The following is an 18,940-nucleotide window of genomic DNA, read 5'->3' as shown; positions in this document are numbered from 1 at the left end:
GCGGCTGGCGCACTGCGCACTCACCACTCTCCGGTGCCACCGGCGGCTCCCCGGGCCCGGCTCCGGCCGCCTCCGCTCCCGGTGCTCCCGGCACTCCTGAGAACGCGCTGTCAGAGCCCGCCGTTACGGTGACCCCATGGCAACGCGTAAATCGTCGGGCAAGGAGCGTCCCTCCTACCGCTGCACCGAATGCGGCTGGACCACCGCGAAGTGGCTCGGCCGCTGCCCCGAGTGCCAGGCATGGGGCACGGTCGAGGAGTTCGGCGGCGCCCCGGCGGTGCGCACGACCGCGCCCGGCCGGGTCACCACGGCCGCCGTGCCCATCGGCGAGGTCGACGGCCGGCAGGCCACCGCCCGCTCCACGGGCGTGGACGAACTGGACCGCGTCCTGGGCGGCGGGCTGGTCCCGGGCGCCGTGGTGCTGCTGGCCGGCGAGCCCGGCGTCGGCAAGTCCACCCTGCTGCTGGACGTCGCCGCCAAGGCGGCCTCCGACGCCCACCGCACGCTGTATGTCACGGGCGAGGAGTCCGCGAGCCAGGTGCGGCTGCGCGCCGACCGCATCGGCGCCCTCGACGACCATCTGTATCTGGCGGCCGAAACCGATCTGTCCGCGGTGCTCGGTCATCTGGACACGGTCAAGCCGTCGCTGCTGGTCCTGGACTCGGTGCAGACCGTCGCCTCCCCCGAGATCGAGGGGGCGCCCGGCGGCATGGCGCAGGTCCGCGAGGTGGCCGGCGCCCTGATCCGCGCCTCCAAGGAACGCGGGATGTCCACCCTTCTGGTGGGCCATGTCACCAAGGACGGCGCCATCGCCGGCCCCCGCCTGCTGGAGCATCTCGTCGATGTCGTCCTGCACTTCGAGGGCGACCGGCACGCCCGGCTGCGGCTGGTCCGCGGCGTCAAGAACCGCTACGGCACCACCGACGAGGTCGGCTGCTTCGAGCTGCACGACGAGGGGATCACCGGCCTCGCCGACCCCTCGGGCCTGTTCCTGACCCGCCGCGCCGAGCCGGTGCCCGGCACCTGCCTGACGGTGACGCTGGAGGGCCGCCGCCCGCTGGTCGCCGAGGTCCAGGCGCTGACCGTCGACTCCCAGATCCCCTCCCCCCGGCGCACCACCTCCGGCCTGGAGACCTCCCGGGTCTCGATGATGCTCGCCGTCCTGGAGCAGCGCGGCCGGATCAGCGCCCTGGGCAAGCGCGACATCTACAGCGCGACGGTGGGCGGGGTGAAGCTGACCGAGCCGGCCGCGGACCTCGCCGTGGCCCTCGCGCTGGCCAGCGCCGCCAGTGACACCCCGCTGCCGAAGAACCTCGTCGCCATCGGTGAGGTCGGCCTCGCGGGCGAGGTCCGCAGGGTCACCGGCGTCCAGCGCCGGCTGTCCGAGGCGGCCCGGCTCGGCTTCACCCACGCCCTGGTCCCCGCGGACCCCGGCAAGATCCCCGACGGGATGCGGGTGCTGGAGGTGGCCGACATCGGGGAGGCGCTGAGCGTCCTGCCCAAGCGGGTACGCCGGGAGGCCCCGCAGGAGGAGGGCGCACGCCGGTAGACTTTGCCCTGGTCTCGCCCGTCACCGCAGAATTGCCAGTCGGCCGCGTACGCTCCGCTGGTACGTCGACCACGCACGGTCCGGGCGGCCTGCGGACCGACAGACCTTGCGACGGAGGAGTGCAGTGGCAGCCAACGACCGGGCATCGACTCCCGGCAGGGCCGGTGGCAGTTCCGGCACCGAGGCCCTGATGCGCGCCTCGCTGAGCGCCGTCGCGCCCGGCCGGGCCCTGCGCGACGGCCTGGAGCGCATCCTCCGCGGCAATACGGGCGGACTGATCGTGCTCGGCTTCGACAAGACCGTCGAATCCATGTGTACCGGCGGATTCGTGCTGGATGTCGAGTTCACCGCCACGCGGCTGCGCGAGCTGTGCAAGCTCGACGGCGCGCTGGTCCTCGACAAGGACATCACCAAGATCCTGCGGGCCGGTGTGCAGCTGGTGCCCGACGCCTCCATCCCGACGGAGGAGACCGGCACCCGCCACCGCACCGCGCAGCGCGTCTCGATCCAGGCCGGCTTCCCGGTCGTCTCGGTCAGCCAGTCGATGCGGCTGATCGCCCTCTACGTGGACGGCGAGCGCCGCGTCCTGGAGGAGTCGGCCGCGATCCTCTCCCGCGCCAACCAGGCGCTGGCCACCCTGGAGCGCTACAAGCTCCGGCTGGACGAGGTCGCCGGCACCCTCTCCGCCCTGGAGATCGAGGACTTGGTCACGGTCCGCGACGTCTCCGCGGTCGCCCAGCGCCTGGAGATGGTCCGCCGGATCGCCACCGAGATCGCCGAGTACGTCGTCGAGCTGGGCACCGACGGCCGGCTGCTCGCCCTCCAGCTGGAGGAGCTGATCGCCGGCGTGGAGCCCGAGCGGGAGCTGGTCGTGCGCGACTACGTCCCCCAGCCGACCGCCAAGCGCTCGCGCACGGTGGCCGAGGCGCTCGCCGAGCTGGACGCGCTCAGCCACACCGAGCTGCTCGAACTGCCCACCGTGGCCCGCGCGCTGGGCTACAGCGGCTCGCCCGAGACGCTGGACTCCGCGGTCTCCCCGCGCGGCTTCCGCCTGCTGGCGAAGGTCCCCCGGCTGCCCGGCACGGTCATCGAGCGCCTCGTCGACCACTTCGGCGGGCTGCAAAAGCTCCTCGCCGCCAGCGTCGACGACCTCCAGACCGTGGACGGCGTCGGCGAGGCCCGGGCCCGCTCGGTCCGCGAGGGCCTGTCGCGCCTGGCCGAGTCGTCGATCCTGGAGCGGTACGTCTAAGTCCTGGCGTTTGGCTCAGCGGGGCTGCGGGATGACGGCGCACGGACCTGCCGAGCAACCACCCGGCGGCACGGCACGTCCGTAGGGACAACACCGCACGTCCCAGGGGCACCCATGTCCATGACCGCCACCGCGCCCACCCCGCCGCTACGCCAGCTCCTCGGTTTCGCCTGGAGCCAGACCAGGGCCTGCGCGTTCGCCGGCGCCCTGCTCGCTGGCCTGGCGGTCTCGAAGCTGCTGCCGGCGCTGCCCGTGGCCCGGTACGACGTGCTGTTCTGCTACGGCGTGCTGCTCACGCTGACCTTCTGGCTCCGCGGGTGGGAGAGCGGACGGGACGTCGCCGTCATCGCCGGCTGCCACGTCATCGGCCTGGCCTTCGAGATCGTGAAGGTCTCGCTCGGCTCCTGGAGCTATCCCGGGCCGGCCGTGCTGAAGTTCGCGGGGGTGCCGCTGTACGGCGGGTTCCTCTACGCGGCCGTCGGCAGCTACGTCTGCCGGGCCTGGCGCCTGCTCGACCTGGAACTGGTCCGGTACCGCACCCGGGCCATGGCCGTCACGGCCGCCCTGATCTATGCCAACTTCTTCAGCCACCACTGGCTGCCCGACGCCCGGTGGGTGCTGGCGGGTCTCCTCCTGGTGGTGACCGCGGGAACGTGGGTGTGCTTCACGGTGCAGGGCGTGCGGCGGCGGATGCCTCTGGCGCTGTCCTTCGGCCTGATCGGCTTCTTCCTGTGGGTCGCGGAGAACGCGGCCACCTACGTCGGCGCCTGGCGCTACCCCTACCAGCTGCACGGCTGGCAGCCGGTCGGCCTGGACAAGTTCGGTGCCTGGTCGCTGCTGATCAGTGTCACCTTCGTGCTGGCGGCGACCGGCCGGGCCCGCACCCCTCGGCGGCCGGCTCGCGGGGGCGAGCACGAGCCGGCCGCGGCGGTCGACCACTAGCCAGGGGTGTCTACCCCAGCAGCGCCGCCTCCTTCTCCGGGGCCAGGCCGACCGCCGGCCGGTCCGTGCGCCGCGGGGCGGTGCCGCCCAGGGACCGCATCCAGTCCCAGGTGTCGGCGACCGTTTCGCCGACGGGACGGCAGCGCAGCCCGGTCGCCAGCGCCCTGGACACATCGCCGCCGAAGAGCGTGTCCCGCGTCTCGCCGGGCGGCAGCCAGACCGGCAGCTCGGTCCAGGGCTCGATACCGGCCGCGAGGATGTCCTCGGGGGCCGTCCAGCGCAGCTCCGCGTCCGCGCCGGTGACCCGCGCGCAGCTCTCCAGCAGCTCGCCCATCGTCGCGTGCCCGGCCTCGCTGACCAGGTTGTACGCCCCGCCGAGCCCGGACTCCAGGGCGTCGAGGGTCCACTCGGCGAGATCGCGGGCGTCGATGTACTGGAGCGCCAGCTCCCGCGGCCCCGGCGCGAGGACCGGGCCGCCGCGGGCGATCCGGTCCAGCCACCACGGCAGCCGCCCGAGGTTCTCGTACGGCCCGAGGATCAGCCCCGCGCGGATCAGCAGCGCCCGGTCGCCGAACGCCTCGGTCGCGGCCAGTTCGCCGCCCCGCTTGGCCGTCGCGTAGTCGTCGTACGCCGTGTCGTCGGCGGATCCGGCGACCAGCGGCCCGTCCTCGTCGAGCCCGTAGGGGGCCGGGTAGGTGTACACGGAGCGGGTGGAGACGTAGGCGTAGCGCCCGGCGCGCCCGGTCAGCAGCCGCCCGGCGTCCCGTACCGCGGAGGGGGCGTTGCTCCAGGTGTCGACGACGGCGTCCCAGGTGCCGTGCTCCAGGGCCGCGAGCCCGGCCGGGGTGGCGCGGTCGCCGTGCAGGGCCGTCACGCCCGGCGGCGGTGCGTGGTTCCCGCGGTGGAAGACCGTCACCTCCCAGCCCCGCGCCAGCGCCGCCCCGGCGACCGCCCGGCCGACGAACTCCGTACCGCCCAGCATCAGTAGCTTCATGGGGCGACTGTGCCGGACGCCGGCGGCCGGGGGCCAGGGAAGCACGCTCTCGGCGGAATCACCCTGGGCGAACACAGGCGGAGGGTGGGCACCCGGATCATTCCGGCGGGCCCGCCCGGCCGGGGCGGCCCGCCCCTACCTGTGGCCTCCGGGCCGTCAGCCCTTGGCCAGCACGAAGGTCGTGTGGACCTTGTCCAGCCCCGGGACCTCGGCCTCGATCCGGTAGGTGCCGGACGGCACGGTGGCCGAACTCGGCGTCGCGCACTGCGGACCACTGGCCCGCCGGTCCCAGACGACGGTGCGCTGCACCTCGCCCTTGGCGGGCACCTTCAGCAGCGCGGGCGCGGTGCCCGACGGGCAGTCGTTCGAGGCCCACACACGGTCGTCGCCGGCGCTGTCGGTGATGGTGAGCACCGCGGCCTTCCGCCCGAGGTCCACCTTGCAGGCCGCGCCGGCGGCGTTCTTGACCGTCAGCTCGAACTTCGGCTCGGCGCCCGGCGCGTAGGAGTGCTTGACGCTGCGCAGGACCAACTCGACCTGGTCGGACACACAGTTGGGGAGGGTGGTGCCGGCCTCGACGGCGTGCGCGTCGGAGCCCTGGCCGATCGGCCCGCCGCCGGAGCCGCCGGAGCCCGGACCGCCGCCGGGGGCGTCGTCGCCGCCCGCCGAACCGGAGCCGCCGGAGCCGGCACCCCCGCCGCCCGACTCCCCGCGTCCGCCCGGCTTTTCGCTGATCGCGGGGCCGCTGCCGGAGGGGCCGGGCGTGATGGACGTCGCGGGCCCGTGTCCCTGCGACCCCTTGCCCTCGTCATCGCTTCCGCCGCCGCCCCGGCCCCAGTTGAGCGCCCACACCACCAGCAGGGCGAGCAGGACGACGACGGCCAGCGCAACGGCCCTCCGCCGCCAGTAGATGGAGGAGGGAAGCGGCCCGATCGGATTGCGCAGTGATCCCACGCGGAAACTCTACGGGGGATCGGCGGCCGCACCGGCCAGTACCCGCCGCATCCGGTGCAACTTTTCCCATCATCTGCCCGGAGGCGGCGCCCCGGACGAGGCGAGCTTCCCGAACGGGGTGCGAGGTCCCGTCGAAGCCGGGCCCGTACGGCAGTTGATCACGAAGGCCGGGTACGGGGGCCGGCCCTTCAGGGAGACCGCGCGGGGGCGCCCGGCACGGGCCCCGCACCCCGGTCGCGCCGCGCGCCCCGGGTGCCCCCGGCCTCACCCCCGCGACCACTCCTCCTTGTGCCCGAAGCCCCGCCCGTTGTCGATCAGCCGCAGCCAGTCGGGGCGCAGCTCCCACAGCGAGGTCCGCTCCAGGGCGCCGCGCAGCCGCTCGCTCCCGGCGACGAACGGGAAGCGCGCGAGGTAGACCTGCCAGCCCGCGGCCCGCTCGGCGCCGGCCAGGACGCGGCAGCGACCCCGGCCCTGAAGCCCGGTCAGCCCGCTCCACTCCTGACCGTCCTGCTGCGCCGTGAACGCGGCCCGGCCGCCGGAGCCGGCCAGCGCCCGGCCGTGGCGGGTGCCGGTCGCGGTGACGAAGTAGAGCACCGGCCCGGCGCCGGCCGCACCGCCGCCCGCCGTGTCCGCCGCGTCCGCCGCGCCCGCCGTGTCCGCCGTGTCCGCCGCGTCCGCCGCGTAGAGCACCGCGCAGGCCTGCGGCCCGTCCTCGTCCGCGTACGCCAGCGTCATCGTGGTGTGCGCGCCGAGCGCCCGCCGGATCGCCTCCGGGCAGGCCGACCCGCCCGTGCCGTTCGTGATTTCCGCACCGGTCTTTTCCGCCATGACCGCATCCTCACCCGGCGGGAGCGGCCGGCGCGCGCCGGGCCCCCGCCCCGGGCGCAGCACCGGATACCGCATACCGCTGGTAACCGCCACCCGTGCACCCCCGGCCGTCCTGCGCGCGGGTGGACGCGCGGCGGGGCGGGCCCGGCACGTTTCCCGGGCGCCCCCCGACGTGCCAGGATCGTCAGTGCCATGACTTCGACGCCTGTCACCACCACTGCCACGACCGCCGCCGCCGAGACCGCCCCCGCCGCCGACGCGGCCGCGGGAGCCGCCGACGGGACCGCGCTGCACGGCCCGGTCACCGACTGGTTCGACGAGCACGCCCGCGATCTGCCCTGGCGCCGCCCCGAGGCGGGCGCCTGGGGTGTGATGGTGAGCGAGTTCATGCTGCAGCAGACCCCGGTCAGCAGAGTGCTGCCGGTCTACGAGCAGTGGCTGGCCCGCTGGCCGCGCCCCGCCGACCTGGCCGCCGAGGCGCCCGGTGAAGCGGTGCGCGCCTGGGGCCGCCTCGGCTATCCGCGCCGCGCCCTGCGTCTGCACGCCGCCGCCTCCGCGATACAGGAGCGGCACGGCGGGGACGTGCCGCGCGAGCACGCCCAGCTGCTCGCGCTGCCCGGCGTCGGCGAGTACACCGCAGCGGCGGTCGCCTCGTTCGCCTACGGGCAGCGGCACGCGGTGCTGGACACCAATGTGCGCCGGGTGTTCGCCCGCGCGGTGGCCGGCCGCCAGTTCCCGCCGAACGCCACCACCGCGGCGGAGCGCAAGCTCGCCCGCGCGCTGCTGCCGGAGGACGAGCAGCTGGCGGCGCGCTGGGCGGCGGCCACGATGGAGCTGGGTGCGCTGTTGTGCACGGCGCGCTCGCCGGAGTGCGGCCGCTGCCCGATCGCCGCGCAGTGCGCCTGGCGGCAGGCCGGGTCCCCGGCCCACGACGGTCCGCCGCGGCGCATCCAGACCTACGCCGGTACCGACCGGCAGGTGCGCGGCAAGCTGCTCGCCGTGCTGCGCGAGGCGGTCGCGCCGGTGCCGCAGCAGGTGCTGGACGCGGTGTGGGACGAGCCGGTGCAGCGGGCCCGGGCGCTCGACGGGCTGGTCTCGGACGGTCTGGTGGAGCCGCTCGGCGGCGGCCGCTACCGGCTGCCGCTGACGTAGCGCGGCCGGCACCGTTCACGGGGATACAGGGGCGCGGCCGCTTCGGCGGCCGCGTCTCGCGTTTCCGGGCAACCGATTCTGATCTCACCTCATCTTTCAGGGTGCAATGCCCGGATCTTCCCGGGCGTGATGACCGGAAAAGCACCGCGATGTGCCCTGAAGAAGACCCCCTCGCGGGCCGGTTGCCGCGTCGTGACGGCCCCTAGACCTTCCGGCGGGGGCGCTTCTCCCCCCGGAGGATGACGCCCGGGAGCCCGCCGTCCGTCCGAGGTATGACCCCCGGTGGGCTGTTACACAACCGAGGGTTTTCCGTGCATCCGCTGTGGTGCCGACGCACACTACGCCGCAACACCTCCTCCGTAGCGTCTCCCTCGTGCTGGAGATGACCGCCAGCACGGTCAACGTGGGGAATCGAAAGCGGATCGGAGGCGTCGATATGGCGACCAGCGGCGGCAAGGTACTGGACTTCGAAGAGTACGTGCGGACGCGGCAGGAGGCACTGCTGCGGAGCGCCCGGCGCCTGGTACCCGACCCGGTCGACGCCCAGGACCTGCTGCAGACGGCACTGGTGCGCACCTACGGCCGCTGGGACGGCATCGCGGACAAGTCGCTGGCCGACGCCTACCTCCGCCGCGTCATGATCAACACGCGGACCGAGTGGTGGCGGGCGCGCAAGCTGGAGGAGGTGCCCACCGAGCAGCTCCCGGACGCGAGCGTGGACGACGGCTCCGAGCAGCGCGCCGACCGCGCCCTGCTGATGGACATCCTCGGGGTGCTCGCGCCCAAGCAGCGCAGCGTCGTCGTGCTGCGCCACTGGGAGCAGATGAGCACGGAGGAGACCGCGGCGGCGCTCGGCATGTCGACGGGTACCGTGAAGAGCACCCTGCACCGTGCCCTCGCGCGGCTGCGCCAGGAACTGCAGATGCGTGACATCGATGCCCGGATGCTGGAGCGCGGCGAGCGGGGGCGGGGGCAGGAGCGGTGCGCGGCCTGACCGGCGGCGCACGGCCCGTGACGCACCGCACCGCGCGGCGCCCACGCACCATCTCGGCATTACTGAATAAAGCGGACACATCGGCGGGTGCCTTACGGCTCACGGCTGTACGCGCGACAATCACATCAGGAACAGCAGCGGGAACAGCAGCTGTGCGAGCAGCACGGTGAGCGGGAGCGGATTGTCCAGGAACAGGTTGACCAGAACGGGGTTGACCAAAGGCGGCGCGGCCACGGCGGGGGTGGCCGCCGTCGGCCTTTTGCTGGCCGGATGCAATCCCGGTGGCGAGGGCGTGCGCAGCGAGGGGTCGGCCGGCGCCACCCCCGCCCCCAAGGGTGCGGTGAACACCACCCCCACCCCGACCTCGACCCCCAAGGGCAAGAAGGTCAACGCGATCCAGCTGCTGCGCGGCGACCCCAAGGTCGGCAGCTATGTGAAGCAGAGCCTCCACAAGCCGTGCGCCGCCGACGCCTACCCGGTCGAGGTGACGTATGCGTCCCTGACCGGCAGCTCCTCCCCCGATATCATCGTCAACGTCATGACCTGCGCGGACTCCGTCGGCATCGGCTCCTACGTCTACCGCAAGCGCGACGGCGCGAAGGGCGGGTACGACGAGGTGTACGCCAATGAGCAGCCGTCGGTGTACGCCGGGCTCAACAAGGGCGAGCTGGAGGTCTCACGGCAGACCTACGCCGCCCGGGACAAGGTGTGCTGCCCCTCCGGGGAGGACGTGACCAGCTACCGCTGGAAGAACGGCCGCTTCGTCAAGCACACCAGCTCGCACACGGACTACAACAAGGCGACGCCGGACGCCGGCACGACATCGGAGGGTTGAGACCACCGCATGGCCGAGACGCATGTGCTGTTCGTCGAGGACGACGACGTCATCCGCGAAGCCACCCAGCTCGCACTGGAGCGGGACGGCTTCGCGGTCACCGCGATGCCCGACGGGCTCGCGGGCCTGGAGGCGTTCCGCGCCAACCGCCCGGACATCGCGCTGCTCGATGTGATGGTGCCGGGGCTGGACGGCGTCAGCCTGTGCCGACGGATCCGGGACGAGTCGACGGTCCCGGTGATCATGCTGTCGGCGCGCGCCGACTCCATCGACGTGGTGCTCGGTCTGGAGGCCGGCGCCGACGACTACGTCACCAAGCCGTTCGACGGCGCGGTGCTGGTCGCCCGGATCCGCGCCGTGCTGCGCCGCTTCGGCCACGCCGGCGGCCCGGACGCCGCGGCCCTGCGCGCAGAGGCGGACGACCCCGCCGAGACGCTGCTGCGCTTCGGCGATCTGGAGGTCGACACCGAGGGCATGGAGGTCCGCAAGGGCGGCGAGAACGTCGCGCTGACACCGACCGAGATGCGGCTGCTGCTGGAGTTCTCCCACGCGCCGGGTACGGTCCTCTCGCGCGACCGCCTGCTGGAGCGGGTCTGGGACTACGGCTGGGGTGGTGACACCCGGGTCGTGGACGTCCACGTCCAGCGGTTGCGCGGCAAGATCGGCCAGGACCGGATCGAGACGGTCCGCGGCTTCGGATACAAACTGAGAGGCTGACACCGCCGGTGGTCAGGCTGGCCCTGCGGACGGGGCTGAGATGGAAGCTCAGCGCCGCGATCGCGCTCGTCGGAGCCCTGGTCGCGATCGCGCTGAGCCTTGTCGTGCACAACGCAGCCCGGCACTCCATGCTCGACAGCAGCCGCGACGATCAGATCGAGCTGCTCGACCTGACCCAGCGGATCTTCGAGTCGACCAACCGGCTGCAGTTCGGCGCCAAGATCAACGATCCGGAGCTGCCCGAGCCGCTGCGCGACGAGGTCGCCAAGAACAAGCGCGCCACCTACCTCGACGACACCGGGGACACCGCCCCCGACGTGTGGGCCGCCGCCCCGCTCGGCAACGGCCGGGTGCTCTCCGTCCACAAGCGGTCCCGCGACCGCTTCACCGTCCTGGACGACCTGGACCAGGCGCTGGTCATCGGCTCGACCGCGGTGGTGGTCGGCGGCTGCGCGCTGGGCGTCCTCGTCGGCGGACGGCTCTCGCAGCGGCTGCGCAAGGCCGCCGCGGCCGCCGGCAAGCTCGCCGACGGCGACACCTCGGTCCGTATCCGCGACGAGGTCGGCAGCGGGCGGGTGCGCGACGAGACCGACGATCTGGCCTGGGCCGTGGACGCCATGTCGGATGCCCTCCAGGAGCGCATCGAGGCCGAGCGGAGGGTCACCGCCGATATCGCGCACGAGCTGCGCACCCCCGTCACCGGGCTGCTGACCGCGGCCGAACTGCTGCCGCCCGGCCGCCCCTCCGAGCTGGTCCGCGACCGGGCGCAGGCGCTGCGCACCCTCGTCGAGGACGTCCTGGAAGTGGCCCGGCTGGACGGCCACGCGGAGCGCGCCGAACTCCAGGACGTGGTGCTCGGCGAGTTCGTCTCCCGCCGGGTGCACGCCCTCGACCGCGACATCGTCGTCGAGATCGCGCGGGACGCCGAGGTCAGCACCGACCCGCGCCGCCTGGAGCGGATCCTCGGCAATCTCATCGCCAACGCCGCCCGGCACGGCAGGACGCCGATCGAGGTCACCGTCGAGGGCCGGGTGCTGCGGGTCCGCGACCACGGTGCGGGCTTCCCCGAGGCGCTGCTGCGGGAGGGCCCGAGCCGCTTTCGCACCGGCAGCAGCGACCGGGCCGGCCGCGGCCACGGCCTGGGTCTGACCATCGCGGCCGGCCAGGCCCGTGTTCTGGGCGCCCGCCTCACCTTCCGCAACGCCGATGCCCTCACCGACGGCTCGACCGGCGCCGTCGCCGTCCTCTGGCTCCCGGAGAACGCGCCCACCAATACGGGCAGCTTCCCGGTCATCCAGCTTCCCGACCGCTGACGGGGACGGCGGCGCCGGTCCTCCCGGTGCCCCCGGTCCCGGCGGTCCACGACGTCCTGCGCCCCGCCCGGCCCCGAAACCAGCACAGCGGCCCCCGGCAGTTTCCTGCCGGGGGCCGCTGTGGGCCGAGAACCGGTACCGGATCAGACGGTCTCCGCCATCGCCATCCGGTCCACCGGAGCGTCCCCACCCTCCGGGTTCCCGGCAGCCTGGGTCGGGGCGCCGCGCAGCGGCACCTCCTTGAGGAACCACGCCGCGGCGAAGCCCACGACGCTGATCAGCGCGCCCCACAGGAAGACGTGGTGGGTGCCGGTCGCCACCGCGTGGTCGTACGCGTCCTTGATCGCCGGCGGGAGCTTGGCCAGCCCCTTCGGGTCCATCTGGGCCCCGCCGCCGGTCACCTTCGCACCGGCCGCGCCGATCCGCTCGGCCATCGTGGTCTGCACCTGGTGGGTGAAGATCGCGCCGAAGATCGCGACGCCGAAGGAGCCGCCGATCGTGCGGAAGAGGGTCGCCGAGGACGAGCCGACGCCCATGTCCTTCATCTCGACGCTGTTCTGCGCGATCAGCATCGTGGTCTGCATCAGGAATCCCATACCGGCGCCGAGCACCGCCATGTAGACACCCGAGGTGAAGCGGGTGGTGCCGGTGTCCATCAGGGACAGCAGCGCCAGGCCCGCGGTGATCAGGCCGCCGCCGACCACGACGAAGATCTTGTACTTGCCGGTCCGGGTGGTCACCCGCCCGGCGAACAGCGACACGGCCATCATCGCGAGCAGCATCGGCAGCAGCAGCAGACCGGAGTTGGTGGCCGAGGCGTTCTGCACGGTCTGCTGGAACAGCGGCAGGAACGTCATCGACCCGAACATCACGAAGCCGACCAGGAAGCCGATCAGGGTGACCAGCGCGAAGTTGCCGTTACGGAAGATGTGCAGCGGCAGCACCGGCTCGCCGACCTTGCGCTCCACCAGTACGAAGAGGGCGAGCGCCACGACGCCGAGCGCCCCGAGGCCGATGATCTGGCCGGACAGCCAGTCGTACTCGGTGCCGCCCCAGGTGGTGATCAGCACCAGCGAGGTGATGCCCAGGGTGAGCAGCGCGGCGCCGGCGTAGTCGATCCGGGTCTGCGACCGCTTCTTCGGCAGGTGCAGCACCGCGGTCACCATGATCAGCGCGATCGCGCCGAGCGGCAGGTTGATGTAGAAGCTCCAGCGCCAGCCGAGGTGGTCGGTGATGCTGCCGCCGACCAGCGGTCCGCCGATCATCGCGACGGCCATGACGCCGGCCATCATGCCCTGGTACTTGCCGCGCTCCCGCGGCGGAATCAGGTCGCCGATGATCGCCATGACGCCGACCATCAGACCGCCCGCGCCCAGCCCCTGCACGGCGCGGAAGCCGATCAGCTGTCCCATGTCCTGCGCCATGCCGGACAGCGCGGAGCCGATCAGGAAGAGCACGATGGACGACAGGAAGACGCCCTTGCGCCCGTACATGTCGCCGAGCTTGCCCCAGATCGGCGTCGAGGCCGCGGTCGCGAGCGTGTAGGCGGTCACCACCCAGGACAGGTGGTCCATCCCGCCCAGTTCACCGACGATCGTCGGCATCGCGGTGCCGACGATCATGTTGTCCAGCATCGCGAGCAGCATCGCGATCATCAGCGCGAAGAGCACCACCCGCACGCTGGCCGGCTGCTTGTCCTGCGTGTGCTGTGCGGCGTCCGGTCTTCCCGTCGACGCCGCTATCCGTCCGTCCCCCGTCGGGGTCGCAGAGCGCGACTTCCCCATTACTCACTCCCACTTACTTGCCGCCCGGCTAGTTCAGTACACTGAAGAAGATAGGCGGCCAACTTGCCGGGCGTCAAGTAAGTTTCCCTTCGACCCGGCCGGGCGGCCCCCTGACCGGCACCGACGACGCAGGAGAACACCGTGAGCACACAAGGGCGCAGGGGGAACACCCGCCAGCGCATTCAGGACGTCGCTCTGGGACTGTTCTCCGAACACGGCTACGAGAAGACCTCGCTGCGCGAGATCGCGGAAAAGCTGGAGGTCACGAAGGCGGCGCTGTACTACCACTTCAAGACCAAGGAAGACATCGTCATCAGCCTGTTCGAGGACCTGACCAGGCCGATCGACGATCTGGTCGCCTGGGCCGGGGAACAGCCGCGCACCCTGGAGACCAAGCAGGAGGTCATCCGGCGCTACGGCGAGGCGCTGCGGTCGGCCGAGCCGCTCTTCCGTTTCATGCAGGAGAACCAGGCCGCGGTGCGCGAGCTGAGCATCGGCGAGCGCTTCAAGGAGCGGATGCTGACGCTCTGCGACCTCCTGAAGGAGCCCGACTCGGAGCTGGCTGATCAGGTGCGCTGCGTCACGGCGCTGTTCTCGATGCACGCGGGCATGTTCGCGATGCAGCACGTGGAGGGCGACCCCGAGGAGAAGCGCAAGGCCATCCTCGAGGTCGCCACAGAACTGGTCACGGCGGCAAACCCGCCGAGCCGCCGGCCAGCCCGGCCGGACTCAGCTCAGACGGCGTCGCCGTGAGCCCGCAGGAATCCGGTCGGCTCGACGCCCGTCCCGTAGTCGGGACCGGTGCGGACCTCGAAGTGCAGGTGGGGACCGGTGGAGTTACCCGTGCTGCCGGACAGACCGATGTTCTGGCCGGTGCCGACCTGCTGGCCGACCTGCACCTGTATCTGTGACAGGTGCGCGTACTGGGTGTACGTGCCGTTCTCGTGCTGGATGACGATGGCGTTGCCGTACGCCGGGCCGTCGCCGCCACCATTGGGGCCGGCCTTGACGACGGTGCCCTTGTGGACGGCCTTGACCTGCGTGCCGGTCGGCACGACGAAGTCCTGACCACTGTGCTTGTGCGACCAGTGGCTGCCGGCGATGCCGAAGGGCTCGCCCAGGGTGTACTTGTCGACCGGCTTGACCCAGGCGTCGGCCTTCTTGGCCGCGTCCTTCTTCGCCTTGGCCGCGGCGGCCTTGGCATCGGCGACGGACTTGGCCTGCGCGTCGGCCTGCGCGGTGACGGTCGAACCGACACCCGAGGTGAGGTGCTGCAGCCCCGCGTCGGCGGCGGTGGCGATACCGGCACCGAGTGCGGCGGTCACGCCGACACCGGCGGCCACGACGGCGACGCGATTGCGGAGCGCGGACTTCTTGGAATTGCGGAGAGCGGTGAACTTGGGCATGCGGGTTTTCCCTCCAGAGAATGTGATTGGCTCCCCGGCTGCGGACCGGGATTGCCATTCCTTGGTAACCCGCCTGCGCCGCCCCGCCAAGGGGCCTTTCTACTAACCGGGCCCGTACCAAAGGCCGGTCAAATCCACCCCTTGACCCCACCCCCGAACACCGCACGAAACCGCCACTTCCGGACATCACGGACACTCCCACTGCCCCACAAAGGCCCTCTGAACAGGCCCTTTACCCCTCCATTGCACGGGCGACCCCCCGCCCGGCCCTCACCTCCCCCTCACTGCGCACCCGCGCCCCCCACGCCCCCCGAACCACCGCCCCCGCCCACCCCTAATCCCTCTAGTAGGGCCAAAATCGCCTGTGCGCCATGTCACCGATAGGCAAGATCAAATGCCTTTTCACTGTGACCTGGGCTACTCATAATGCTGTGACGCGGGTTACTCACGCCCCACCGAAAAGCAATTCCCCCGCCAATACGGAAGCGAATTCCGTGACCGGCGCCACAGCTTTCCGCCCCATGCCGCCGCACCCCGCCCCCGCACGGACACCTGGCCGAACCCCGCCCCGCCGCGCCCGCGGCCGCCCTAGCCTGGCCGGACGGGACGAATGCACCGGCCACGGACGACAACACCGGCCACGGGGGAGGGCGGAACCGCACCATGGACCCGACAGCACTGGGTGTCCGACTCACCTCCGCCGTGGTCGCACCCCTCGTCAGGAAGCTCTTCGTCAAGGAGGGCCCGGGCGCCGGCCTGGCGGCGAAGCCGGTCCGGATCTCCGGCCTGGTCAGCTTCACCGGCGAGCGGCGCACCCTCTCCGACCAGGACCTGCACCGGATCGCGGCCGAGCTGGTGACCCGCGCCGTCCGGACCGCCGGCCCCGGCGAGCGCCCCGTGCCCACGGACGAGGACCAGGCGGTGGCCGACGCCCTGGCCACCACACTGCGCGCCCTCGGCAACCTCGACATGGACGACCTCCAGGCCGTCCACCTGGGCGCCCCGGCCCTCGCCGCACGGCTGGAGGCCGTCTCTGGAGCCTGCGGGCGCGGCCTGTGGCCTCCAGACCTGCGTGCTGCCCCGCCGCCACAGATCACGGCCGCCCGCTACCCCCGCCCCCGTACCTAGGGCCCCGCACACAAAACTGCCCCGGACCCGTCAGAAACGGTTCCGGGGCAGTTCCCGTGCGAGAGGTGCGCGCGGTGCGCGGTTACGCGTCCTTGCTCAGGTTGGGGCCCGAGCCGCCGGTGGCGGACTCGATCGGCGGGGCGTCCGGGAGTGCGGACTTCTCCTCGCCGCGGAAGGTGAACTTGGCAGCCTCACCCTCGCCCTCGACGTCGACGACCACGATGTGGCCGGGACGCAGCTCGCTGAAGAGGATCTTCTCCGAGAGAGCGTCCTCGATCTCGCGCTGGATCGTGCGGCGCAGCGGACGGGCGCCGAGCACCGGGTCGTACCCGCGCTTGGCCAGCAGCGACTTGGCCTCGCCGCTGAGCTCGATGCCCATGTCGCGGTCCTTGAGCCGCTCGTCCACCTTGGCGATCATGAGGTCGACGATCTGGATGATGTCTTCCTCGGTCAGCTGGTGGAAGACGACGGTGTCGTCCACACGGTTGAGGAACTCGGGGCGGAAGTGCTGCTTGAGCTCTTCGTTGACCTTGTTCTTCATCCGCTCGTAGCTGGACTTGGTGTCGCCCTGGGCCGCGAAGCCGAGGTTGAAGCCCTTGGAGATGTCCCGCGTGCCGAGGTTGGTCGTCATGATGATGACCGTGTTCTTGAAGTCCACGACCCGGCCCTGGGAGTCGGTCAGGCGACCGTCCTCCAGGATCTGCAGCAGCGAGTTGAAGATGTCCGGGTGGGCCTTCTCGACCTCGTCGAAGAGCACGACGGAGAACGGCTTGCGGCGCACCTTCTCGGTGAGCTGGCCGCCCTCTTCGTAGCCGACGTAGCCGGGAGGCGAACCGAACAGCCGCGAGACCGTGTGCTTCTCGCTGAACTCCGACATGTCGAGGGAGATCAGCGCGTCCTCGTCACCGAAGAGGAACTCCGCCAGCGTCTTGGACAGCTCCGTCTTACCGACACCGGACGGACCGGCGAAGATGAACGAGCCGCCGGGACGCTTGGGGTCCTTCAGGCCGGCACGGGTACGGCGGATGGCCTGGGAGAGCGCCTTGATGGCGTCCTTCTGGCCGATGACGCGCTTGTGCAGCTCGTCTTCCATCCGCAGCAGCCGGGAGGACTCCTCCTCGGTGAGCTTGAAGACCGGGATGCCGGTGGCCGTCGCCAGCACCTCGGCGATCAGCTCCTCGTCCACCTCGGCGACGACATCCATGTCGCCGGCCTTCCACTCCTTCTCCCGCTTCGCCTTCGCGGCCAGGAGCTGCTTCTCCTTGTCGCGCAGGCCCGCGGCCATCTCGAAGTCCTGCGAGTCGATCGCGGACTCCTTCTCCCGGCGCACATCGGCGATCTTCTCGTCGAATTCGCGCAGGTCCGGCGGCGCGGTCATCCGGCGGATGCGCATCCGGGAGCCGGCCTCGTCGATCAGGTCGATCGCCTTGTCCGGCAGGAAGCGGTCGGAGATGTAGCGGTCGGCGAGCGTCGCGGCGGCGACCAGTGCGGAGTCCGTGATGGAGACGCGGTGGTGCGCTTCGTAGCGGTCCCGCAGACCCTTGAGGATCTCGATGGTGTGCGGCAGCGACGGCTCCGCGACCTGGATCGGCTGGAAGCGGCGCTCCAGGGCCGCGTCCTTCTCCAGGTGCTTGCGGTACTCGTCGAGCGTGGTGGCACCGATGGTCTGCAGCTCGCCTCGCGCCAGCATGGGCTTGAGGATGCTCGCGGCGTCGATCGCGCCCTCGGCGGCGCCCGCACCCACCAGGGTGTGGAGCTCGTCGATGAACAGGATGATGTCGCCGCGGGTGCGGATCTCCTTGAGGACCTTCTTCAGGCGCTCCTCGAAGTCACCGCGGTAGCGGGAGCCGGCGACCAGGGCACCGAGGTCGAGGGTGTAGAGGTGCTTGTCCTTGAGGGTCTCGGGCACCTCGCCCTTGACGATGGCCTGCGCCAGGCCCTCGACGACCGCCGTCTTGCCGACGCCGGGCTCGCCGATGAGGACCGGGTTGTTCTTGGTACGGCGGGACAGCACCTGCATGACCCGCTCGATTTCCTTCTCGCGCCCGATGACCGGGTCGAGCTTGGTCTCGCGAGCGGCCTGCGTCAGGTTGCGGCCGAACTGGTCCAGGACGAGGGAGGTCGAGGGCGTGCCCTCGGCGGGGCCGCCGGCCGTGGCGGCCTCCTTGCCCTGGTAGCCGGAGAGCAGCTGGATGACCTGCTGCCGCACCCGGTTCAGATCGGCGCCCAGCTTCACCAGGACCTGGGCGGCGACGCCCTCGCCCTCGCGGATCAGGCCGAGCAGGATGTGCTCCGTACCGATGTAATTGTGGCCGAGCTGGAGGGCCTCACGGAGCGAAAGCTCCAGGACCTTCTTGGCACGGGGGGTGAAGGGAATGTGTCCGGACGGGGCCTGCTGGCCCTGCCCGATGATCTCCTCCACCTGCTGGCGGACCGCCTCGAGCGAAATCCCGAGGCTCTCCAGGGCCTTAGCGGCGACACCCTCACCCTCATGGATCAGGCCCAGGAGAATGTGCTCGGTGCCGATGTAGTTGTGGTTGAGCATCCGGGCTTCTTCCTGAGCCAGGACGACAACCCGCCGCGCGCGGTCGGTGAACCTCTCGAACATCGTTAATCGCTCCTCAGAGCGGTCAGGCAGTTAGGGGTCGGTCCCCTCCCTGTCCTTCCGCATGCTAGTCCCGCGGGGCGGGACAGCTCATTCCAACTGCCGACACCCGTCCGGATCACCCCCGCTCCGGCGGGGAAATTTACTGCCGAACAGCTGACATCTGCTCCAACTCGATGGTGCGAGACGATGTTCCCGCAGGCCAGGCATATACGCCCTCTGCCACTACGCCCGTGGCGAACGCGCCGGGTGCCGACACGCCGTCCGCCGTCGGCCACCGGCCGGGGCGTATCGCCTCGGGCGCCGGTCACACGGTCTCTTCCCACTGAGACTGTCTTACCCGCTGCCACTGACACTCCATGCGGCGCGGGCCGCTTCCATCCGCTACGGGCGAACATCCGCACGCCGCCGCATGCTCCCGCATGCGCCGCACGAGGAAGCGGAAAGTATCCATACCTCTACACAGCGTAACTTCCTGGCATTCCGGCAG

16 protein-coding genes and 1 pseudogene are annotated in these 18,940 nt (G+C 71.6%); 10 read left to right on the top strand and 7 right to left on the bottom strand.

The window, feature by feature from the left end; all coding sequences use genetic code 11:
• Positions 1-136: 136 nt before the first annotated feature.
• The 3 genes from radA (at position 137) to ACQP17_RS20725 (ending at position 3,740) form a co-directional block, all read left to right on the top strand.
• Positions 137-1,549 (top strand): DNA repair protein RadA, encoded by a 1,413-nt coding sequence (gene radA / locus ACQP17_RS20735; RefSeq protein ID WP_433857615.1) that lies wholly within the window; start codon positions 137-139, stop codon positions 1,547-1,549.
• Positions 1,550-1,673: 124 nt separating this feature from the next.
• On the top strand, positions 1,674-2,798 hold the full coding sequence (disA, locus tag ACQP17_RS20730; protein WP_364880380.1) for a DNA integrity scanning diadenylate cyclase DisA: 1,125 nt from the start codon (positions 1,674-1,676) through the stop codon (positions 2,796-2,798).
• Positions 2,799-2,912: 114 nt separating this feature from the next.
• Positions 2,913-3,740, top strand: a complete 828-nt coding sequence (locus tag ACQP17_RS20725) for a DUF817 domain-containing protein (RefSeq protein WP_433857614.1) — start codon at positions 2,913-2,915, stop codon at positions 3,738-3,740.
• Positions 3,741-3,750: 10 nt separating this feature from the next.
• On the opposite strand, the gene ACQP17_RS20720 is transcribed toward ACQP17_RS20725, so the two are convergent.
• The 3 genes from ACQP17_RS20720 to ACQP17_RS20710 all read right to left on the bottom strand — a co-directional run bounded on the left by ACQP17_RS20720 (position 3,751) and on the right by ACQP17_RS20710 (position 6,516).
• Positions 3,751-4,734 (bottom strand): NAD-dependent epimerase/dehydratase family protein, encoded by a 984-nt coding sequence (locus ACQP17_RS20720; protein ID WP_433857613.1) that lies wholly within the window; start codon positions 4,732-4,734, stop codon positions 3,751-3,753.
• Positions 4,735-4,890: 156 nt separating this feature from the next.
• Positions 4,891-5,688, bottom strand: a complete 798-nt coding sequence (locus tag ACQP17_RS20715) for a hypothetical protein (RefSeq protein ID WP_433857612.1) — start codon at positions 5,686-5,688, stop codon at positions 4,891-4,893.
• Positions 5,689-5,952: 264 nt separating this feature from the next.
• Positions 5,953-6,516 (bottom strand): pyridoxamine 5'-phosphate oxidase, encoded by a 564-nt coding sequence (locus ACQP17_RS20710; RefSeq protein WP_433857611.1) that lies wholly within the window; start codon positions 6,514-6,516, stop codon positions 5,953-5,955.
• Between the two features lie 192 nt (positions 6,517-6,708).
• Between ACQP17_RS20710 and ACQP17_RS20705 the strand changes: the two genes are divergently transcribed.
• Together ACQP17_RS20705 and ACQP17_RS20700 are read left to right on the top strand one after the other, a co-directional pair.
• Complete coding sequence (locus tag ACQP17_RS20705) at positions 6,709-7,668, top strand: A/G-specific adenine glycosylase (protein ID WP_433857610.1); 960 nt, start codon at positions 6,709-6,711, stop codon at positions 7,666-7,668.
• Positions 7,669-8,050: 382 nt separating this feature from the next.
• Complete coding sequence (locus tag ACQP17_RS20700; protein WP_433859955.1) at positions 8,051-8,662, top strand: SigE family RNA polymerase sigma factor; 612 nt, start codon at positions 8,051-8,053, stop codon at positions 8,660-8,662.
• 120 nt (positions 8,663-8,782) lie between these two features.
• Here ACQP17_RS20700 and ACQP17_RS20695 read toward each other — a convergent pair whose 3' ends face one another.
• The gene (locus ACQP17_RS20695; RefSeq protein ID WP_189100756.1) at positions 8,783-9,010 is read right to left on the bottom strand and encodes a hypothetical protein; all 228 of its coding nucleotides are present in this window, start codon (positions 9,008-9,010) and stop codon (positions 8,783-8,785) included.
• On the opposite strand from ACQP17_RS20695, the gene ACQP17_RS20690 reads away from it, so the two are divergent.
• The 3 genes from ACQP17_RS20690 to cseC are packed head-to-tail and all read left to right on the top strand — an operon-like array spanning position 9,003 to position 11,527.
• Entirely contained in the window at positions 9,003-9,497 is a 495-nt protein-coding gene (locus tag ACQP17_RS20690) for a hypothetical protein (RefSeq protein ID WP_433857609.1), read from the top strand. The two genes, ACQP17_RS20695 and ACQP17_RS20690, sit on opposite strands and share 8 nt — an antisense overlap.
• A gap of 9 nt (positions 9,498-9,506) precedes the next feature.
• Entirely contained in the window at positions 9,507-10,214 is a 708-nt protein-coding gene (gene cseB / locus ACQP17_RS20685) for a two-component system response regulator CseB (RefSeq protein ID WP_364880390.1), read from the top strand.
• Positions 10,215-10,222: 8 nt separating this feature from the next.
• Positions 10,223-11,527 carry a two-component system sensor histidine kinase CseC gene (gene cseC, locus ACQP17_RS20680; protein WP_433857608.1) on the top strand — a complete coding sequence of 435 codons (1,305 nt, stop codon included), beginning with the start codon at positions 10,223-10,225 and terminating at the stop codon, positions 11,525-11,527.
• Positions 11,528-11,670: 143 nt separating this feature from the next.
• Here cseC and ACQP17_RS20675 read toward each other — a convergent pair whose 3' ends face one another.
• On the bottom strand, positions 11,671-13,311 hold the full coding sequence (locus ACQP17_RS20675; RefSeq protein WP_433857607.1) for an MDR family MFS transporter: 1,641 nt from the start codon (positions 13,309-13,311) through the stop codon (positions 11,671-11,673).
• A 141-nt stretch (positions 13,312-13,452) separates the two neighbouring features.
• On the opposite strand from ACQP17_RS20675, the gene ACQP17_RS20670 reads away from it, so the two are divergent.
• Positions 13,453-14,064: a TetR/AcrR family transcriptional regulator gene (locus ACQP17_RS20670; protein WP_433857606.1), complete on the top strand. Its 612-nt coding sequence runs from the start codon at positions 13,453-13,455 to the stop codon at positions 14,062-14,064.
• Here the strand turns inward: ACQP17_RS20670 and ACQP17_RS20665 are convergent.
• A complete protein-coding gene (locus ACQP17_RS20665) occupies positions 14,046-14,717 on the bottom strand; it encodes a M23 family metallopeptidase (RefSeq protein WP_433857605.1) in 672 nt (223 codons plus the stop codon). The genes ACQP17_RS20670 and ACQP17_RS20665 overlap by 19 nt on opposite strands.
• A 663-nt stretch (positions 14,718-15,380) precedes the next feature.
• Between ACQP17_RS20665 and ACQP17_RS20660 the strand changes: the two are divergent.
• Positions 15,381-15,773 (top strand): annotated as a pseudogene (locus ACQP17_RS20660) (NACHT domain-containing protein); the annotation flags it as partial.
• Positions 15,774-15,927: 154 nt separating this feature from the next.
• Here ACQP17_RS20660 and ACQP17_RS20655 read toward each other — a convergent pair.
• On the bottom strand, positions 15,928-18,453 hold the full coding sequence (locus tag ACQP17_RS20655) for an ATP-dependent Clp protease ATP-binding subunit (RefSeq protein WP_129294908.1): 2,526 nt from the start codon (positions 18,451-18,453) through the stop codon (positions 15,928-15,930).
• Positions 18,454-18,940: the final 487 nt, after the last annotated feature.

It is taken from the genome of Streptomyces kronopolitis, assembly GCF_050953795.1.
GTDB lineage: Bacteria > Actinomycetota > Actinomycetes > Streptomycetales > Streptomycetaceae > Streptomyces > Streptomyces kronopolitis_A.
Note: the sequence above shows the minus strand (reverse complement) of the source record. Positions and strands in the feature narration are given on the sequence as shown.

What these genes read in the sequence shown, in the direction of transcription:
- ACQP17_RS20655 (WP_129294908.1), bottom strand. Translation starts at nt 18,453, where the DNA reads ATGTTCGAGAGGTTCACCGACCGCGCGCGGCGGGTTGTCGTCCTGGCT.
- cseB (WP_364880390.1), top strand. Translation starts at nt 9,507, where the DNA reads ATGGCCGAGACGCATGTGCTGTTCGTCGAGGACGACGACGTCATCCGC.
- ACQP17_RS20725 (WP_433857614.1), top strand. Translation starts at nt 2,913, where the DNA reads ATGTCCATGACCGCCACCGCGCCCACCCCGCCGCTACGCCAGCTCCTC.
- ACQP17_RS20665 (WP_433857605.1), bottom strand. Translation starts at nt 14,717, where the DNA reads ATGCCCAAGTTCACCGCTCTCCGCAATTCCAAGAAGTCCGCGCTCCGC.
- radA (WP_433857615.1), top strand. Translation starts at nt 137, where the DNA reads ATGGCAACGCGTAAATCGTCGGGCAAGGAGCGTCCCTCCTACCGCTGC.
- ACQP17_RS20710 (WP_433857611.1), bottom strand. Translation starts at nt 6,516, where the DNA reads ATGGCGGAAAAGACCGGTGCGGAAATCACGAACGGCACGGGCGGGTCG.
- ACQP17_RS20675 (WP_433857607.1), bottom strand. Translation starts at nt 13,311, where the DNA reads ATGGGGAAGTCGCGCTCTGCGACCCCGACGGGGGACGGACGGATAGCG.
- ACQP17_RS20700 (WP_433859955.1), top strand. Translation starts at nt 8,051, where the DNA reads ATGACCGCCAGCACGGTCAACGTGGGGAATCGAAAGCGGATCGGAGGC.
- ACQP17_RS20720 (WP_433857613.1), bottom strand. Translation starts at nt 4,734, where the DNA reads ATGAAGCTACTGATGCTGGGCGGTACGGAGTTCGTCGGCCGGGCGGTC.
- ACQP17_RS20705 (WP_433857610.1), top strand. Translation starts at nt 6,709, where the DNA reads ATGACTTCGACGCCTGTCACCACCACTGCCACGACCGCCGCCGCCGAG.